Source organism: Achromobacter sp. GbtcB20, from assembly GCF_019091095.1.
GTDB classification, from domain to species: domain Bacteria; phylum Pseudomonadota; class Gammaproteobacteria; order Burkholderiales; family Burkholderiaceae_B; genus Achromobacter; species Achromobacter mucicolens.
Map to the genome: position 1 here is coordinate 402,787 of NZ_JAGXJZ010000002.1, position 15,080 is coordinate 417,866.

At 66.9% G+C, this 15,080-nt stretch carries 14 protein-coding genes; 6 read left to right on the forward strand and 8 right to left on the reverse strand.

All coding sequences use genetic code 11. The features are described from left to right. Positions 1-14: 14 nt before the first annotated feature. The gene (locus KVT32_RS04615; RefSeq protein ID WP_217617794.1) at positions 15-749 is read right to left on the reverse strand and encodes an SDR family oxidoreductase; all 735 of its coding nucleotides are present in this window, start codon (positions 747-749) and stop codon (positions 15-17) included. Positions 750-926: 177 nt separating this feature from the next. On the opposite strand from KVT32_RS04615, the gene KVT32_RS04620 reads away from it, so the two are divergent. The 6 genes from KVT32_RS04620 to KVT32_RS04645 all read left to right on the forward strand — a co-directional run bounded on the left by KVT32_RS04620 (position 927) and on the right by KVT32_RS04645 (position 7,621). Continuing rightward, positions 927-1,886, forward strand: coding sequence for an AraC family transcriptional regulator (locus KVT32_RS04620; protein WP_217617754.1), 960 nt, complete (start codon positions 927-929; stop codon positions 1,884-1,886). A gap of 62 nt (positions 1,887-1,948) precedes the next feature. Continuing rightward, the gene (locus KVT32_RS04625) at positions 1,949-2,410 is read left to right on the forward strand and encodes a DUF6138 family protein (RefSeq protein ID WP_217617755.1); all 462 of its coding nucleotides are present in this window, start codon (positions 1,949-1,951) and stop codon (positions 2,408-2,410) included. A 285-nt stretch (positions 2,411-2,695) separates the two neighbouring features. Continuing rightward, complete coding sequence (locus KVT32_RS04630; RefSeq protein ID WP_152383640.1) at positions 2,696-3,781, forward strand: LuxR C-terminal-related transcriptional regulator; 1,086 nt, start codon at positions 2,696-2,698, stop codon at positions 3,779-3,781. A gap of 204 nt (positions 3,782-3,985) precedes the next feature. Next, the gene (locus KVT32_RS04635) at positions 3,986-4,315 is read left to right on the forward strand and encodes a DUF4148 domain-containing protein (RefSeq protein WP_175156774.1); all 330 of its coding nucleotides are present in this window, start codon (positions 3,986-3,988) and stop codon (positions 4,313-4,315) included. Positions 4,316-4,602: 287 nt separating this feature from the next. Next, entirely contained in the window at positions 4,603-7,065 is a 2,463-nt protein-coding gene (locus KVT32_RS04640; protein ID WP_152383638.1) for a penicillin acylase family protein, read from the forward strand. 112 nt (positions 7,066-7,177) lie between these two features. Continuing rightward, complete coding sequence (locus KVT32_RS04645) at positions 7,178-7,621, forward strand: CopD family copper resistance protein (RefSeq protein WP_175156776.1); 444 nt, start codon at positions 7,178-7,180, stop codon at positions 7,619-7,621. Between the two features lie 14 nt (positions 7,622-7,635). On the opposite strand, the gene KVT32_RS04650 is transcribed toward KVT32_RS04645, so the two are convergent. The 7 genes from KVT32_RS04650 to KVT32_RS04680 all read right to left on the reverse strand — a co-directional run bounded on the left by KVT32_RS04650 (position 7,636) and on the right by KVT32_RS04680 (position 15,047). Continuing rightward, on the reverse strand, positions 7,636-8,370 hold the full coding sequence (locus KVT32_RS04650; protein WP_217617756.1) for an META and DUF4377 domain-containing protein: 735 nt from the start codon (positions 8,368-8,370) through the stop codon (positions 7,636-7,638). Between the two features lie 263 nt (positions 8,371-8,633). Then, the gene (locus KVT32_RS04655) at positions 8,634-9,461 is read right to left on the reverse strand and encodes a lysozyme inhibitor LprI family protein (RefSeq protein ID WP_217617757.1); all 828 of its coding nucleotides are present in this window, start codon (positions 9,459-9,461) and stop codon (positions 8,634-8,636) included. Positions 9,462-9,590: 129 nt separating this feature from the next. After that, positions 9,591-11,672 (reverse strand): DUF4387 family protein, encoded by a 2,082-nt coding sequence (locus tag KVT32_RS04660; protein WP_217617758.1) that lies wholly within the window; start codon positions 11,670-11,672, stop codon positions 9,591-9,593. 143 nt (positions 11,673-11,815) lie between these two features. Beyond that, complete coding sequence (locus tag KVT32_RS04665) at positions 11,816-12,742, reverse strand: LysR substrate-binding domain-containing protein (RefSeq protein ID WP_217617759.1); 927 nt, start codon at positions 12,740-12,742, stop codon at positions 11,816-11,818. A gap of 13 nt (positions 12,743-12,755) precedes the next feature. Further along, entirely contained in the window at positions 12,756-13,184 is a 429-nt protein-coding gene (locus tag KVT32_RS04670) for a VOC family protein (protein WP_217617760.1), read from the reverse strand. Positions 13,185-13,326: 142 nt separating this feature from the next. Then, positions 13,327-13,926, reverse strand: coding sequence for a nitroreductase family protein (locus KVT32_RS04675; protein ID WP_056322712.1), 600 nt, complete (start codon positions 13,924-13,926; stop codon positions 13,327-13,329). Positions 13,927-14,081: 155 nt separating this feature from the next. After that, positions 14,082-15,047 (reverse strand): tripartite tricarboxylate transporter substrate binding protein, encoded by a 966-nt coding sequence (locus KVT32_RS04680; protein WP_152383633.1) that lies wholly within the window; start codon positions 15,045-15,047, stop codon positions 14,082-14,084. Positions 15,048-15,080 lie beyond the last annotated feature (33 nt).

Below are 15,080 nucleotides of genomic sequence, written 5' to 3' on the forward strand. Positions count from 1 at the left end.
TCCTTATGGTTGGTTCAATGCGGGCTGGCCGTCGGGCGCACCACCACTTCGCTGACGTCCACGTCATCCGGTTGTTCGATGGCGTAGGCAATGGCGCGGGCGATGGCGTCCGGATGCAGCGCGACGCGGCGGAACGACTGCATCGCCACGCGCGCGGTGTCGTCGGTGATGGTGTCGGCCAGTTCGGATTCGACGACGCCGGGGCAGACCACCGTCACGCGGATCTTGCTGGTCTCCTGGCGCAGGCCGTCCGAAATCGCGCGCACCGCGAATTTGGTCGCGCAGTACACAGCCGCCGTCGGCGACACGCTCAGGCCGCCGATGGAAGACACGTTGATCACCTGGCCGTGCCCCTGGCGTTCCATGCCCGGCAGCACCGCGGCGATGCCGTGCAGCACGCCGCGGATGTTCACGTCGATCATGCGGTCCCACTCGTCCACCTTCAGCGAGGACAAGGGCGACAGCGGCATGACGCCCGCGTTGTTGACGATCACGTCCACTTGCCCGAAAGCTGCCTCTGCACCGCGCACGAAGGCCTGCATGTCTTCGGCGGATGTGACGTCCAGCGCGCGAAACGCCGCCGTGCCGCCCTTTGCCCGAATCTCTTGCACCAGCGTTTCCAGCCGGTCCGTGCGCCGCGCGCCCACATACACGCGGTGGCCTTGGGCGGCCAGCAACCGAGCCGCCGCCTCGCCGATCCCGCTGCTGGCGCCGGTGATCAGCACTACTTTGGATTGCCGTTCGTGCATCGAAGTCATGGTCGTTCTCCAGGTTGTTTTCCGTGACTGAAATGCTACGGACCCGGCTGCCGCGCGCGAATACCCGCGTCTATCGCACCCTTGCCTATTTCTATCGCCCGCCATGTTCCCGCCGGGAAGACGCCGGTAGAATGTGCCGCACCGGAACCGAAACACGGGATGCCCCCCATGACGCTGCCGTCCAGTCCGCAGTCGCGCGAAATGATTGCCCTCATCGAACGCCTGGCGCCCAACGAGGGCTACAGCCTGTCCGCGCTGGACGGGGTGCGCTTCATGCGCTCGGACCGTCCGCTCGGCCGCACGCCGGTCCTGTACGAACCCGGCATCGTCATCGTCTGCCAGGGCCGCAAGCTCGGCTTCCTGGGCGATGAGGTCTACGTGTACGACGCGCAGCACTATCTGGTGCTGTCCGTTCCCCTGCCCTTTTCCACCGAAACGCAGGCCAGCCGCGAAGAACCCTTGCTGGCCGTGTCCATCCGGATGGACCTGACCACCGTGGCGGACCTGGTGGTGGCGATCGACGCGCTTGCCGGTGGGCGCTCGGGCGACGGCCAATCCGGCGACGCGCCGCTGGGCATTGCTTCCACCCCGTTGTCGATGGAACTGGCGGACGCCACCGTGCGCCTGCTGCGCGCGCTGAGCAACCCGCTCGATGCCGAGATCCTGGGCCCGGCGCTCGTGCGCGAGATCTGCTTTCGCGTCCTCACCGGCGCGCAAGGCGACGCCCTGCGCGCCGCGCTGGCGCACCCGGGCCGCTTCGGCCGCGTCGCCCGGGCGCTGCGGCGCATTCATACGGACTTTTCCCAGCCGCTGGACGTGACGCACCTGGCGCAGGAAGCCGGCATGAGCGTGCCGGCCTTTCACGTCAATTTCAAGGCGGTCACGCAGACCTCGCCGATCCAGTACATCAAGTCCACGCGCCTGCATCACGCGCGGCTCATGATGATCCGCGACGGCCTGACGGCGGCGTCGGCCTCGGCGCGCGTGGGTTACGAGAGCGCCTCGCAGTTCAGCCGCGAATTCAAGCGCTTCTTCGGCCGCACGCCCATCGAGGAAGTGCGCGACATGAAGGCCTCGTTCGCGCTGTCGCCCGCGGCCGCCATCGGAGATTTCGCGTCCCGGCATTGAGACGGGCGCGGCGCCGCATCGTGTAGCATTCGCCGCAATTGCCGCAATCTTCACGCCTCAGGATGTCCGACGTATCCCGCCCCATTGGCCTGCATCACAAGACCGCCCAAGCGATCCAGGACGAAACGCTGGCCGCCATCCACCGCTGGTTCGACACGCTGCAAGCACGGGACGACGTCGATGCCATCGTGGCCCGCACGCCGCTGCAGGTTGGCATCCACAGCGAGCTCCTGCTGGAGTACGAGCCCTCGCGCATCGTGTTCGACGTCATGCCCAGTTGGGAGCCCGACGACCAGGACGGCCTGCATGCCGAAGGGCGCAACGGGCCGCTCAGCCCCGACGCGGTGCACACGTCGCTGGCGCCCGTGCTGCGCGAGGCCGTGCGCGAACGCATCGCCCGGCTGGCCGGCACGCGGGCCCCGGTGCGCGAACGGCTCTTCGGGTCGGACAAGAAACTTGCCGCGTTGGCGCGCAAGGCCGACGGCCCGCACAAGGCGCGGCTGCTGCGGCTGCTGGAAGGCTAGACGACACGGCATGGGCGCGTTCGCGCAAGGCGGTTGAATTAGCCCGGTATCGCCGCATCAACGCCGCATTTGCCGCGTGAAAATGCGCGGCAAAATGCGCCTTGCGCGCAAGTTTGCGACGATAATCGGCGCTGGGCCCACCGCCGTTGCCAACCTGAAATGCGCGGCGCGCCCGCCGCTTTGATCCGCAGCAGCGGTGCGCCGCCCACTTGCCAGCCGGCGCCACCTACAACCATCTGTGACACGTAGCAGCGTTTACGTCTGAACCAGAGTTGGAGGCACGCCATGCCCGATCATCGAATCGCCTTGCGCCGCGCCGTCGAGGCCGTGGACCATCTGACCGATCCCGAGCCGCCGTGGCGGGACATCCTGGGCACGGCCCGCGATCTGATCGGGGCCGACAGCGGAACGCTCATCGTGTTCGACGCCAGGAACAAGCTGTTGACGCTGTCCGCCATCGGTTTCTCCGACGCGTGCGCGTCGGACTACCAAGCGCATTTCTACAGCTGCGACATCCTTGAGCAGGACGGGCGCCATGCCCCGGCCGGCACGTGGCTGGACACCGCGCGGATGTACGACGCCGCCCAGTTGCACCGCACCGAGTTCTATGCGGACTTCATGGTCCGGCATCGCATGGCGCAACTGCTGTCGCTCATCATCGAATCGAACACCGTCCTGCACGCGGCGATCGGCTTTCAGCGTTCGTCCGTGGATGCAAAGGCCGGCGACCGGCTGCAATCCGGCGACTTTGGCCGGTACTTTCGCGTGCTGCGTCATCAACTGTCGCAGCGCGAGCGCAATCGCGCCATCGGCTGGAAGTCGCTGGAAAGCGCATTTTCAGAAGTCCACGAAGCGGTGCTGCTCATCAGCGTGGATTGCATCGTCGACAAGCTGTCGCCGTTGGCGGTGGGGTTCCTGGACGACGTCAATGGCTGGACCCTGCATGGCCGCAGGCTGCGCCACGCCGACGCCAAGGTGCAGCGGCTGTTCGACGCGCACTGCGCGGCGGTGGCGCGCGACGGCCAGATGCGGTCGATGGCCACCGCGTCGGGGTGGGGGGAACTCTTCTGGGTCGATATCAGCGCGGCGCCGCCTGCGCTCAGCCTCATCGGCGGCCGGATGCTGCTGATGCGCATGCGCAAGAAGAGCGCCTTTGCAATGCCGGACGTCACCAAGCTGCAATCGGTGTTCTCCATCACGCATGCCGAGGCCGCGGTACTGGCGGGATTGGCGGCAGGCCATAGCGTCGAGGAGGTTGCCACCCTGCGTCATGCCTCCGTCCTGACAGTGCGCAAACAGGTGGCGTCGCTGCTGACCAAGATGGAATGCAGCCGGCAATCGGAACTGGTCCGTCTGGCCTCGCTGCTGTAGCGCAAGGACGACGCGGCGTACTCAATCTTGAGTATGTGGTCTGCACCCATGCGGTCCTACGATGAGCACGAAGGCATGAGCACCGGGCGGCCACGTGTCCGCCGGATGCCTTCCCCCGGCCTGCGCCGGCCTCATCCAAAAGCCTTTGCGCGAGAGAGCCCGAGCCGCGGTCCGGCGCCCCTGTTCGTCACCAGGAGTTCCCACATGAAGCCCCTACTTCCCTTACGCGCCCTCGTTCCGGCCGCGCTGGCGGCTTTTGCCCTGCTGTCCGGCCCTGCCGGTGCGCAACCTGCGGCCTCCGCCCCCGCCACGGCCGCGCCGCCGTCCAACTACACCCCTACCCGCGCTGAGGTCGAACGCGATCTGGCGGCGTGGAAGGAGTCAGGCGTCGAAGCCCAATGGGCCGGCGAAGAAACCCCCAACATCAACAGCCCGACCTATATCACCGACTACCAGAAATACGTCAGCTCGGTGCGCGGCGGCGACATGGCCCAACCGCCCGCCAGCCAGACGGGTTCGCAGCGACGGTGGTGATTGCCGCGGCGCGTGGCCCGACTCTGCGGGTTGGGCCACCCCCGATGTCGTGACGAAAAATGTCATCACATCGCGCACGTCCAGGCCGGGCGGCCGGCCGGCAGCGCGTCCCCGGCGAACGGCTTGCACCAAGGCGTTACAAGTCCTGCCAGAATTAATCAAATAAAACACTTCTCCCCGCGCTTCTGCTTTAGTTCTAGCCGTTGCATGGTGTTGCGTTTGGCGCGGCTGCCTGCGTCTTGCGTACCGCCGGCATAGAAAAGATCAATAACCCGGAGGAGAAGTCTATGCGTACGTTCAAGCGCAGGGCCGCCGCATTGCTGGCAAGCGGCCTGATCGCAGTGCTGGCGGGCTGCGCCTCGCCAGGCGGCAAGAAGGAAACGATCGCCATGGCGGGGCTGTCGCAGCCCGTGGAAATCGTCAGGGACAAGCACGGCGTGTCCCACATCTACGCCAAGAATCAGGCCGACCTGTTCTTTGCCCAGGGCTTTTCCGCGGCGCGCGACCGCCTCTGGCAGCTGGACCTGTGGCGCCGCCAGGGCGAAGGCAAGATGGCCGAACAGTTCGGCCCGCGCTTCATCGAGCAGGACCGCGCGGCGCGGCTTTTCCGCTACCGGGGCGACATGCAGGCGGAATTCGCCAGCTACCACCCCGACGGCCAGGCCATCCTGACGGCGTTCGCCAATGGCATCAACGCCTACGTGAACTGGGTCAAGGCCAATCCCGACCAGATGCCGCCGGAGTTCAAGCTGACCGGCACCGAGCCCGGCTACTGGAGCCCGGAGACTTCGCTGATCCGCATCTACGGGCTGACGCGCAACGTCAGCGAGGAAGTGCGGATGTCCGAGCAGATCGCCGCACTGGGGCTGAATGCCGTGCAGGGGCTGACCACCTTCGAGCCGCCCCTGGCGTTGCAGGTGCCCGCCGGTCTGGACGTGCGCCAGATCAACAAGTCCGTGCTCGCCACCTACCGGCTGGCGCGCGACGGTCAGAAGTTCGAGGCGGGCGACTTCCCGCGCAGCCCGCTCGCCGCCGACGAACGGGCCAAGCTGGCCAGCGCCTTGTCCGAGGGCCGGCTTGCCTCGCTGGATCCGGCCTTCGACCCGCTGGCGCCGCGCTATGAAAGCAACAACTGGACGCTGAGCGGCGAGCGCACCGCGACCGGCAAGCCCATTCTGGCGGGCGACCCGCACCGGTCCATCACCATGCCGTCGCTGCGCTACATGGTTCACCTGAATGCCCCGGGCTGGAACGTGATCGGCGCGGGCGAACCGGCGTTGCCCGGCGTCTCGATGGGACACAACGACCGCATCGCATTCGGCCTGACCATCTTCGCCTTCGGCGACGAGGAAGACCTCTACGTCTACGACACCAACCCCGCCAACCCCAGCGAATACCGCTACCAGGGCGGCTGGGAAAAGATGCGCCAGATCGACGAGACCATTGCCGTGCGCGGCGCCTCGCCTGCAACGCGCAGCCTGAAATTCACGCGCCACGGGCCGGTCATCCATGAAGACCCGGTGCGGCGCAAGGCCTACGCCCTGCGCGCCGCCTACCTGGAATTTCCGGGGACGGCGGCCTACCTGGCCAGCCTTCGCCTGAACCAGGCGCAGAACTGGAACGAGTTCGTGGCGGGCATGGAAAAGCACTACACGCCCAGCGAGAACATGGTGTACGCCGACGTGGACGGCAACATCGGCTGGTTCGGCGGCAGCATCGCGCCGATCCGTCCGCGCAATGACTGGTCCGGCATGCTGCCTGTGCCCGGCAACGGCGACTTCGAATGGCGGGGCGTGCTGCCCGGCAGTTCCCTGCCGCGCGTCTTCAATCCGCCCGAAGGCTATGTCGCCACGGCCAATGAGTACAACCTGCCCGCCAACTACCCGTACAAGGACATGTCGGCGCGCACGTGGGCCGAACCCTTCCGCGTGCAGCGCATCCGGGAGGTGGTGGCCGACGGCCGGGGCCTGACCGTGCAGCAATCCCAGGACTTGCAGTTCGACAACCTGTCGATCCCCGCCCGCACGCTGGGCGGTTACGCCAAGTCGTTGAACTCGGCGGACCCGAACGTCGGCGCGGCGCTGAGCCTCTTGAAGGACTGGGATTACCGCATGGAGACCGACTCCCGGGCGGCGACCGTGTACGCGTTCTGGCTGCCCGAAGTCGTCAAGCGCGTGACCGACCTGTACGTGCCGGCTAACGGACGCGCGGCGTTCGGCGACCTTTCCACCCGGCGGACACTGGAAAAGCTGGCCACGCCCGACACCGCTTTCGGCCCCCGGCCTGAACAGGGCCGCGACGCCCTGCTGCTGCAGGCGCTGGCCGACGGCCTGACGAAGCTCACCGCCAAGATGGGGCCGGATTCGACACAGTGGCAGTGGGGCAAGCTGCACCACATCCAGTTCGATCACAGCCTGGCCAGCCTCTTGCCGCCCGACACGGCCAAGGCTTGGGCCACGCCGCGCTATCCGGTCGGCGGCGACAACGACACCGTGCACCGCGCGACGTTCCGCAAGAGCGACTTCCGCCAGACCAGCGGCGCATCGTACCGCCAGGTGATCGACGTGGCCGACTGGGACAACTCGCGCGTGCAGAACGTGCCGGGCCAATCGGCGGATCCGCGCAGCCCGCACTACCAGGATCTGCTCAAGGGCTGGGCGACCGGGGAGTACTTCCCCATGGCGTTCAGCCGCGCCAAGGTGGACAGCCAGCGCTCGGATACGTTGACGCTGCAGCCCGCGGGCAAGTGAGCTGAGATCCCGGCTTTTTGATCGGGCTGCTTGCCTGGTACGGTGTCAGACGGGGCCTGCCCCCTTGATGTTTGTCATTTCCCGCCGCCATCCGGCGGCGGAGAATACCGCCATGACGCTCTATCCCGTGCTGCTCATCCTGCACCTGCTTGCCGCCTTCCTGTTCGTCGGCACCGTCGCTTTCGAGGTGCTCTTCCTGGAACCGGTGCACCAACGCCTGCCGCCGGACGTGCGCAAGGCGCTGGGCAGCCAGCTTGGGCCCCGGGTGCGTTCGGTGGTGCCCTGGTCGGTGCTGGTGCTTTACCTGGCGGGATTGGGGCTCGCCTGGCAGCATCGCGGCGCGCTTGCCGCGCCGCTGGCCTCATCGTTCGGGCTGCTGCTGACCGTGAAGATCCTGCTGGCCGTCAGCGTGCTGGTTCACGTCGTGACGGCGTTGGTACTGGCACGCCGGCGCAAGCTCACCGGCGCGCTGCAAGGCCGGCTGCACACCAGCGTGTTCTGTCACATGGTCGCCATTGTGGTGCTGGCCAAGGCGATGTTCTACATCACCTGGTGACCCGGCGCTGGCAGCTATCGCTTCGCTGCCTTGCCCGACGCATCCTGCTCGACCACCATGTCCAGCACATAGACCTTGGACGGCGCATCGGCGGGCGGATTCTTCCAGTCGTAGCGCTTGACGCGCAGCACGGTGCGCACGCCATCCTGGTGCTCGAATCCCTCGATCGACTGATACAGCGGCTGCCATTTGTCCGGCGCGGGCAAGGCGATGCCCGCCTCGTTGAATTTACGTTCGCGCACCATCAGGCACTGGTAGTGCGGAATCATCGGATGGCTGCACTCGGCACGCTTGGCCGCCACTTCCAGGAACATGATCTGGCCCGTGCTGCCGTACAGGGTTTCGGGCGTCGGTTCGCCGATGAACGTCAGGACGCTGCCGTCCTGCGCGGCCAGTTCCAACGCGGGCTCAGCCTTGTCGCCCGACTGCGTCACGCGCAATGGCCCTTTGAGCCGCTGGGCGATTTCCGCATCGAGCTGCATCAGGCTCTGCTCGCACGCCTTCATCGTCGAGGCCAGGTTCGCGATGGTCAGCACGCCATTCTTGTACGTGTACCCGCCGAACTGCGCGTTGCACCCGCCGCGGATGTTCACGCCGTCGTCCTTGAAGGTCAGCCGCACCTGATGCTCGACCCCCTTTTGCAGTGCCGCGATGGCCTTGCCCGCGGGGTCGGTGGCGGCGGTCAGGCGCCAGTGGTAGGCGGTGAGGCCGGCTTGGGTGGCGGCTGACGTGGCGGCGGAATCAGGCATGGCGGACGATCCTTCACGGGGAGAGGTCGCAGGCGCGCAGGCAGACAGCAGCGCGGCGCAAACGGATGCAAGAAGGAGGGTTTTTTTCATGATTGGTTCCTGTCAGCCGCTGGCCGGAAAGAAAAGCGGCATTCTACGTCCGTGCTGTGGACGAAATGGCCAGCGCGCCGGCCATACCGTTTCCAAATCTTGCGAGCGCGGCGCGCGAATTACAGTCTGACACTTTCGTCTGCCGTCCGCGCCGCCGCGGGCGTCAGCGCGCGCTACTTTCCGTCGGGATATGCCGGACTGGCCAGGCAGGCGTGCGCCCATTCGTAGTCGTCGGTATCGAAGATCTCGCCGTCGATCTTTGGCAGCGGCTTGTCGGCATAAGCGAAATCGGGCTTTGCCGGCGACCGGTTCCACTGGGTCTTGCCATTGCCGTCGCTGCACGCCTCGTCGGCGCTGCTGAACGAGCACGACGCGATGACCTTGGGCCTGCCGTTCTCGACGTTGGCCACGTAGCGCTTCGTGTAGACGCCGCCGGACGCCCAGTACTCGTCGATCGTGCAGACGCGGTCCTTGTTTTGGTAATGGCGGGTGGCAAAGCAGGCGTAGTTGTTGTAGTCGGGCGGCAGCACGTCGCACGACGACGCGAAGCCGGCAAACGGGCCGCCGGTGAACTGCGCCCGGAACTTGCGCTGTTCCAGCGCCCGCGCGATAAGGGCCGGGGTGTCGGACCCCTTGGCCTTTTCCTTAAGCTGGGCGCTGCGCGCGAGAATCAGGCTGCGCGCCGCCTGTGCGGGGGTCTTGCCGTCGGACAGCAGGTCGGGCGACTCGATCAATCTTTCAAGTGCGTTGTCGCGCGCCGCCAGCCAACGCTTCTGGCCCTCGACCAGCATCGTGCGGATCTCGGCATCGGGCGCGGATTTCAACAGTGCGCTGTAGCTGCGGTTCAATTCCGCGTCGGCGGATACCGCGCCGCGGTCGGCGCAGATCAGCTTCTCGACGCCGGTGGCGGCCTTCTTGCAATCGATGGCCAGCGCAGGCGCGGACAACGCGAACAAGCCAGCCAGGGACAGCAACCGTAGTGCGGGAATTCCAGGTCTCATCTGATTCTTCTCGGGGTTCGATGGCGGTTGAACAGCGTGCCATTCTGGCATGAAACCGGGGACGCCTTGAAAACGGCAAGCCCGCCGTCCGCCCTGGCCTGGGGCGAGCGGCGGGCCGGGCGATGCGCGCTACAACGCCGAGGCCATCGCCAGGCGCTCTGCGTAATGCGGTATCGACAGGCGCTCGATGACGGCCTGCTGCTGCGCCCCGAACACGTCGCGCTCGTCAGGCGAGGCCGAAATGTTCGGGCGGTCGATCGTCAGCTTGATGGCATTGCAGCTGTCCACGAAGAACGTGCCCACCACGCGCTCAGGCGCCACGCCCAGCACACGCGCCACGTTGGCCGCGCAGAACACGTTCGAGCGCAGCGCGGCCTCGTAGTCGGCGGCGGAATTGAACACGATGTCGAACGTCAGCCGGTTGATGCCGGCGTCCTTGCTGCGCACCACCACGGCCATGTCCAGCAGCGGCTGCTCGCGCTGCGGCGTTCCTGCAGGCGGCACGTCGGCGATCAGGGACAGCGTGCGATCGTCCAGGTTGCCCTCGTAGCCCGTGATGCCGATGTCCGCGTACCGCGGCCGGTCGGATCCGCTTTCCGTCCACGCCGCGCCGTTGATGCGGAAGTACGTGATCGGGAACATGCGGTTCTTGATGATGTCCTCGTTCTGCAACAGGTGATAGAGCGTCCATTCGTAGGCGTCGCCCGCGTCCATGTTCAGGCGCGAGCCGTCACGGGCGGGGGCCAGCGACAACAGGCGTTTCAGGTCGGCCTGATGCCGCTGGGCAAGCTGCGCGGGATCGCGGTCAATGGTGCGAACCAGCGCCACCGGCCGGCTGGCGTCGGCTTCGTGGATCTTCCACGTTGCGGCGCGCAATGCGTCCGCAAACTCTGCCTGCACCAGCTTGAGCACGGCGTCCTTGATCATCGGGTAGTTGGCCTGGAACACCGGATCGCGCGTGCCGCTGGGAACCACCGCGCCATACTGGCCGTCCTCGCGCTGAAAGCTCACCAGGTTGGGCGACAGCGGATAGGCGATGTTGCCCGCGGTGGCCTTGCGGCCGGCATAGCCGTAGTGGATCAGGTAGTGGGTCAGCAGGCTGGCCAGCGTTTCGGCCGCCTGCGGCGTGGCCGCGCAGGTTTCCACGATCAGGCCCAGCTCCGCTTCGCCCTCGCGCAGCGGCACGGTCTGCACCCCGTTGCGGCCGTAGACCAGCACGTCGGCGGGCACGCGCGGCAGATCCGCGGGATCCAGGTGGACCAGCGACACCTTGCGCTTGCCCAGCCGGCGCGCGCCTTCCAGCTTGATGCTCCACGGCCAGGGTTTGCCTGCCCGCACGAACTGGCTGTTGCGGATGCCGGCGGTGCGCGCATCGCGCGCGAAGAATTCGGTGTGCTCCATCGCCAGGATCCCCTCGGGATAGAACTGGAGCTGCGGATGGCTTTCCTCGTAGAGCGAATGCGCGGCAATCGAATACGGCGTGCAGCGCCGTCCCGGATCCGGCGCCACGAAAAGCGCGGTGCCGTCGTCGTAGATTTCCGCGACCAGGCAATCCGACGGCGAGCCCGGGTCGCAGGCTAGCGCGCCGCATTCCAGCACGTGGCCGACGTGATAGGCCAGCCCCGGGTCGATGCCGCGGCGGACCATGTCGGACGCGAACAGCGCAATGTCGCACGACCGGCCGGCCAGCACATACTTCGCGCCGCTGTCCAATGCCGTGATGAGGGGATGCACGCCCATCTGTCCCACGATGGTGCTCTCTTCCAGCGCCGCGGCGTCCAGCTCGGGGCCCGCGCCCGTGGGCCGCAGCGCGCCCGCCCGGAATTCCCGGATCACGCTGGCCGGATCCAGCTCGGACCGGATGACGGCCACGGTGCGGTCCTTCACGCCCAGCTCGTCAAAGACTTCCTTGGCGACGTCGATCATCCAGTCCAGGTTGCGGTTGCCGCCGGCCATACCGCAGCTGCCCAGAATGACCGGTCCGTCGATGCGTTCGCCCGCCTCGACCATGTGGCGAAAGTCCGCCTTCACGGCCTCGCGTTCGAAGTATTCGGTGCCCGTGCCCAGGTAATACGGGCCGGCGTCCATCGACCCCGCATCCGAGATCACGGCATCGATACGCCCTTCCAGCGCCTTCTGCAGCGATTCACGGGGAAATCCATATCCCAGCGCGCCGCACGCGGACACCACGCGATAAACCAGCTTTGCCATCGTCACTCTCCTGTTTGCAGGCCGCGGACATTGCGGTTGCTGCCTGGGAGTGCACTTTGCGCCGGCGTCGGCGGCAGGAAAAATACTATGTCGATATGCGGGTATCGGCCGCCGATATGGCTGCCTGGCCTGTTGGCGGCGCGTCAGGACGCCAGCGGTTCCGCGCCGGCCAGTCCGTTATCCGCGACGTGGCGCATGACGAATTCGCTGAGCAGCGTGCGCACCGCCTCGGCCGGCGGCGCCAGCGGCACGTCGCTGGAGGCGATGACCGCCGCGGTCAGATAGACGGGCGGCTCGATCATCGCCGCCGACACCTGGGCATGCCCGGGCGCGCGCGAGAAGTCGCCCAGCGGCAGGATGGTGTGGCCGATGCCCGCCTGCACTGCCGACAGCATGCCCGAGAAGACCTCGGTTTCCGCGACCACCTGCGGCACGATGCCGGCTTCGGAAAACAGCCGGTCCAGCAGGTTGCGCGTCATGTTGGGATGGGCGGGCAGGATGAGCGGCATGCCGGCCAGCTGCTCAAAGCGCATGGCGCAAGGCCGGCGCCCCGGCTTGCGCGGGCTGACCACGAACAGCCGCTGCCGGAAGAGCGGCTGGCGCGCGAAGCCGGTGGTGGGCTCGTCCTCGAACACCAGCGCCAGGTCGAGCGAACTGTCGCGGATCCGGGCGCCCAGCTGGCCGCTTGCGTCGCTGCTGAAGCGCAGGCTGATCTTGGGCAGCGATGCCCGGCACTTTTCCATCAGTTCGCCCGCCAGGAACGACGCCAGCGTGGACGACATGCCGATCCGCACGACGCCCTGGATGTCGCCGCCCAGCGAGCGCACGATCTGCGGGATGCGCTCCATGCGGCTCAGGATGGACGCGGCTTCCGTGTACAGCGCGGCGCCGGCGGCCGTGGGACGCGCGCCCCGCGCACTGCGATGCAATAGCGTCACGCCCAGCTCTTCTTCGAGCGCCGCGATCTGCTGGCTGAGCGCCGGCTGCGCCACCGGAATGAGCGCCGCCGCGCGGGAGAAACTGCCCGCCTCGACGATCTTCACGAAATACCGGAGATGGCGCAGTTGCACGGAAACGCTCCGTTCAGAACGTCACCGTGACGGACGGCGCGCTGCGCCGGGCTTCGCCGTGGAACACGGCTTCGATGTTGTTGCCGTCCGGATCCAGCACGAATGCGCCGTAGTAGCCGGGGTGGTAATCGCGAAATCCCGGCGCGCCGTTGTCCTGGCCGCCGTGGGCCAGCGCCGCCTTGTAGAACGCGTCGACCATCGCCTGGGCGCGCGCCTGGAACGCAAGATGGTGGCGTCCCGTCAACTGGCCCAGCGCGGCCTGGCTGTCGGCCGTCGACACGAACAGTTCGTCGGCCCAGAAGTAGTCGTCCGCCGTGCCGCCCATGGGCACCTCCAGGGCGTCGAACACTGCCTGGTAAAAGCGCTGGCTGGCGGGCAGGTCCCGCACGACAAGCTGGATGTGATCGATCAGGCGGCCGCGATGGATCTCATTGGTCTGCATGACGTCTCCTTTCGGGTTGACAGGCTCAGTCGACTATAGCGCCATAAGCCGCCCGAAAATGACAAAGCCCGCATGGCTCTGTCGAGCAATGCGGGCCTGAAGACCGCGGTCCTGCCGGGCGCGCGCGGCGCGCCCGAGGCGATCAGCCAAACACGCGGAAGCGTTCGGCGTCGTCCATGAACGGCTTGTCGCCGAAACCGGCTTCGTTCGAGCCGAACGGCATCTGCGCGCGCAGCTTCCAGTAGGCGGGGACGTTCCACTCACGCGCCACGGCGGCGTCGATCAGCGGGTTGTAGTGCTGCAGGCTGGCGCCGACGCCGGCGTTGGCCAGCGCGGTCCAGACGGAAAGCTGGGCCATGCCGCCCGACTGCTCGGACCACACGGGGAAGTTGTCGGCGTACAGCGCAAACTTTTCCTGCAGGCTGCGCACCACGTCCTGGTCTTCGAAGAACAGGATCGTGCCCACGCCGGCGGCAAAGCTCTTGAGCTTGGCTTCGGTCTTGTCGAAACCTTCGGCCGGCGCAACCTTGCGCACTTCTTCCGTGGTCAGGTTCCAGAGCTTTTCGCTTTCGGCGCCAAACAGGATCACGGCGCGCGAGCTTTGCGAGTTGAAGGACGACGGGCTGTGCTTGATCGCTTCCTGGATCAGCGTGGTCAGTTCTTCCTTGGAGGCCGACAGGTTGCGGCCCAGCGAATACTGCGTGCGGCGCTGCTTGAGCGCTTCGAGATATGCGTTGCTCATGTTTTGACCTTTCGACCAGTAGATAGAGATGACGATGGGAGGCATTCTACCGGCTGGACCATGACGCGAATACCCGTTCAACCGCACTTCGGCTGGAACAAACTGTTCCACCGGTGAGATCAAACGGGTGAAATCGGTGCGTTGGGGCGGTTAATTCAGTCGGCGCGGAACCCCGTCGCCTTCACCACCTCGGTCCAGCGCTTGGATTCGGCGGTCAGCAGCGCCTGCAGGGCCTGCCGGTCCGAACCCACGACCACGAAGCCGGCCTCGCCCAGCGTCTTCACGGCGGCGGGCTGGCGCAGCGCGGCCGCGCTGTCGGCCTGCAGGCGGGTCAGCACGGCGTCGGGCGTGCCGGCCGGGGCGAACAGCGCGAACCAGGCGCCGAAGTTGACCGCTGGCAAGCCGCGCTCGGCAAAAGTCGGCACATCGGCCAGGGCCTGGGTGCGTTGCGCGCCCGTGGTGGCCAGCGCGCGCAGCTTGCCGCCCTGCACCTGGGGCGCGGCCAGCGCGGTCGTCACGAACGCCGCCTGCACGCCGCCGGACACCAGCCCGGAGACGGCGTCGCCGGTCGAACGGTAGTGGATGGCTTCGATCTTCAGGCCGGCCTCGCGCGCAAAGAGCTCGGCGCCGAAGTGGCCCGGCGTGCCCGCGCCGAAGGTGGCGAAGTTCAGGCGGTCCGGCGCCTTTTTCGCGGCGTCGATGAATGCCGCCAGATCCTTGTAGGGCGACGTGGCCGGCACGACCAGCACGAAGTCGGCGCGCACCACCTCGGAAATCGGGGCGAAATCGCGCGGCGGATCGTAATTCAGGTTGCGGTACGTGGCGGGCGAAATGCTGATCGACCCGACCTCGCCCAGCAGCAGCGTCTGGCCGTCGGCCGGACTGCGCGCGACGGTCTGCGCGGCGATCTGCCCGCCCGCGCCCACCTTGTTTTCTACCACCACGCTTTCGCCCAGCAGCGGCCCCATGTGCTGGGACAGGGTGCGCGCCACGATATCGGGCCCGGTGCCGGGCGGAAAGCCCACGTTCAGGCGCACGGGTCCATTGGGAAATTGCGCGGCCGCGGCAAGCGGCACGCACAGCAGTAAGCCGCCCAGCAGGCGGCGCAGCATCGTTTGCATGGTTGTCTCCTGGTTTTTTTAATGCCGCGGCGG

Bases quoted from the DNA above. Each gene is read 5' to 3' on its own strand.
- KVT32_RS04615 (WP_217617794.1), bottom strand. From the start codon at position 749: ATGCACGAACGGCAATCCAAAGTAGTGCTGATCACCGGCGCCAGCAGC.
- KVT32_RS04660 (WP_217617758.1), bottom strand. From the start codon at position 11,672: ATGGCAAAGCTGGTTTATCGCGTGGTGTCCGCGTGCGGCGCGCTGGGA.
- KVT32_RS04675 (WP_056322712.1), bottom strand. From the start codon at position 13,926: ATGAGCAACGCATATCTCGAAGCGCTCAAGCAGCGCCGCACGCAGTAT.
- KVT32_RS04645 (WP_175156776.1), top strand. From the start codon at position 7,178: ATGACGCTCTATCCCGTGCTGCTCATCCTGCACCTGCTTGCCGCCTTC.
- KVT32_RS04680 (WP_152383633.1), bottom strand. From the start codon at position 15,047: ATGCAAACGATGCTGCGCCGCCTGCTGGGCGGCTTACTGCTGTGCGTG.
- KVT32_RS04620 (WP_217617754.1), top strand. From the start codon at position 927: ATGACGCTGCCGTCCAGTCCGCAGTCGCGCGAAATGATTGCCCTCATC.
- KVT32_RS04650 (WP_217617756.1), bottom strand. From the start codon at position 8,370: ATGCCTGATTCCGCCGCCACGTCAGCCGCCACCCAAGCCGGCCTCACC.
- KVT32_RS04635 (WP_175156774.1), top strand. From the start codon at position 3,986: ATGAAGCCCCTACTTCCCTTACGCGCCCTCGTTCCGGCCGCGCTGGCG.
- KVT32_RS04670 (WP_217617760.1), bottom strand. From the start codon at position 13,184: ATGCAGACCAATGAGATCCATCGCGGCCGCCTGATCGATCACATCCAG.
- KVT32_RS04625 (WP_217617755.1), top strand. From the start codon at position 1,949: ATGTCCGACGTATCCCGCCCCATTGGCCTGCATCACAAGACCGCCCAA.
- KVT32_RS04640 (WP_152383638.1), top strand. From the start codon at position 4,603: ATGCGTACGTTCAAGCGCAGGGCCGCCGCATTGCTGGCAAGCGGCCTG.
- KVT32_RS04655 (WP_217617757.1), bottom strand. From the start codon at position 9,461: ATGAGACCTGGAATTCCCGCACTACGGTTGCTGTCCCTGGCTGGCTTG.
- KVT32_RS04630 (WP_152383640.1), top strand. From the start codon at position 2,696: ATGCCCGATCATCGAATCGCCTTGCGCCGCGCCGTCGAGGCCGTGGAC.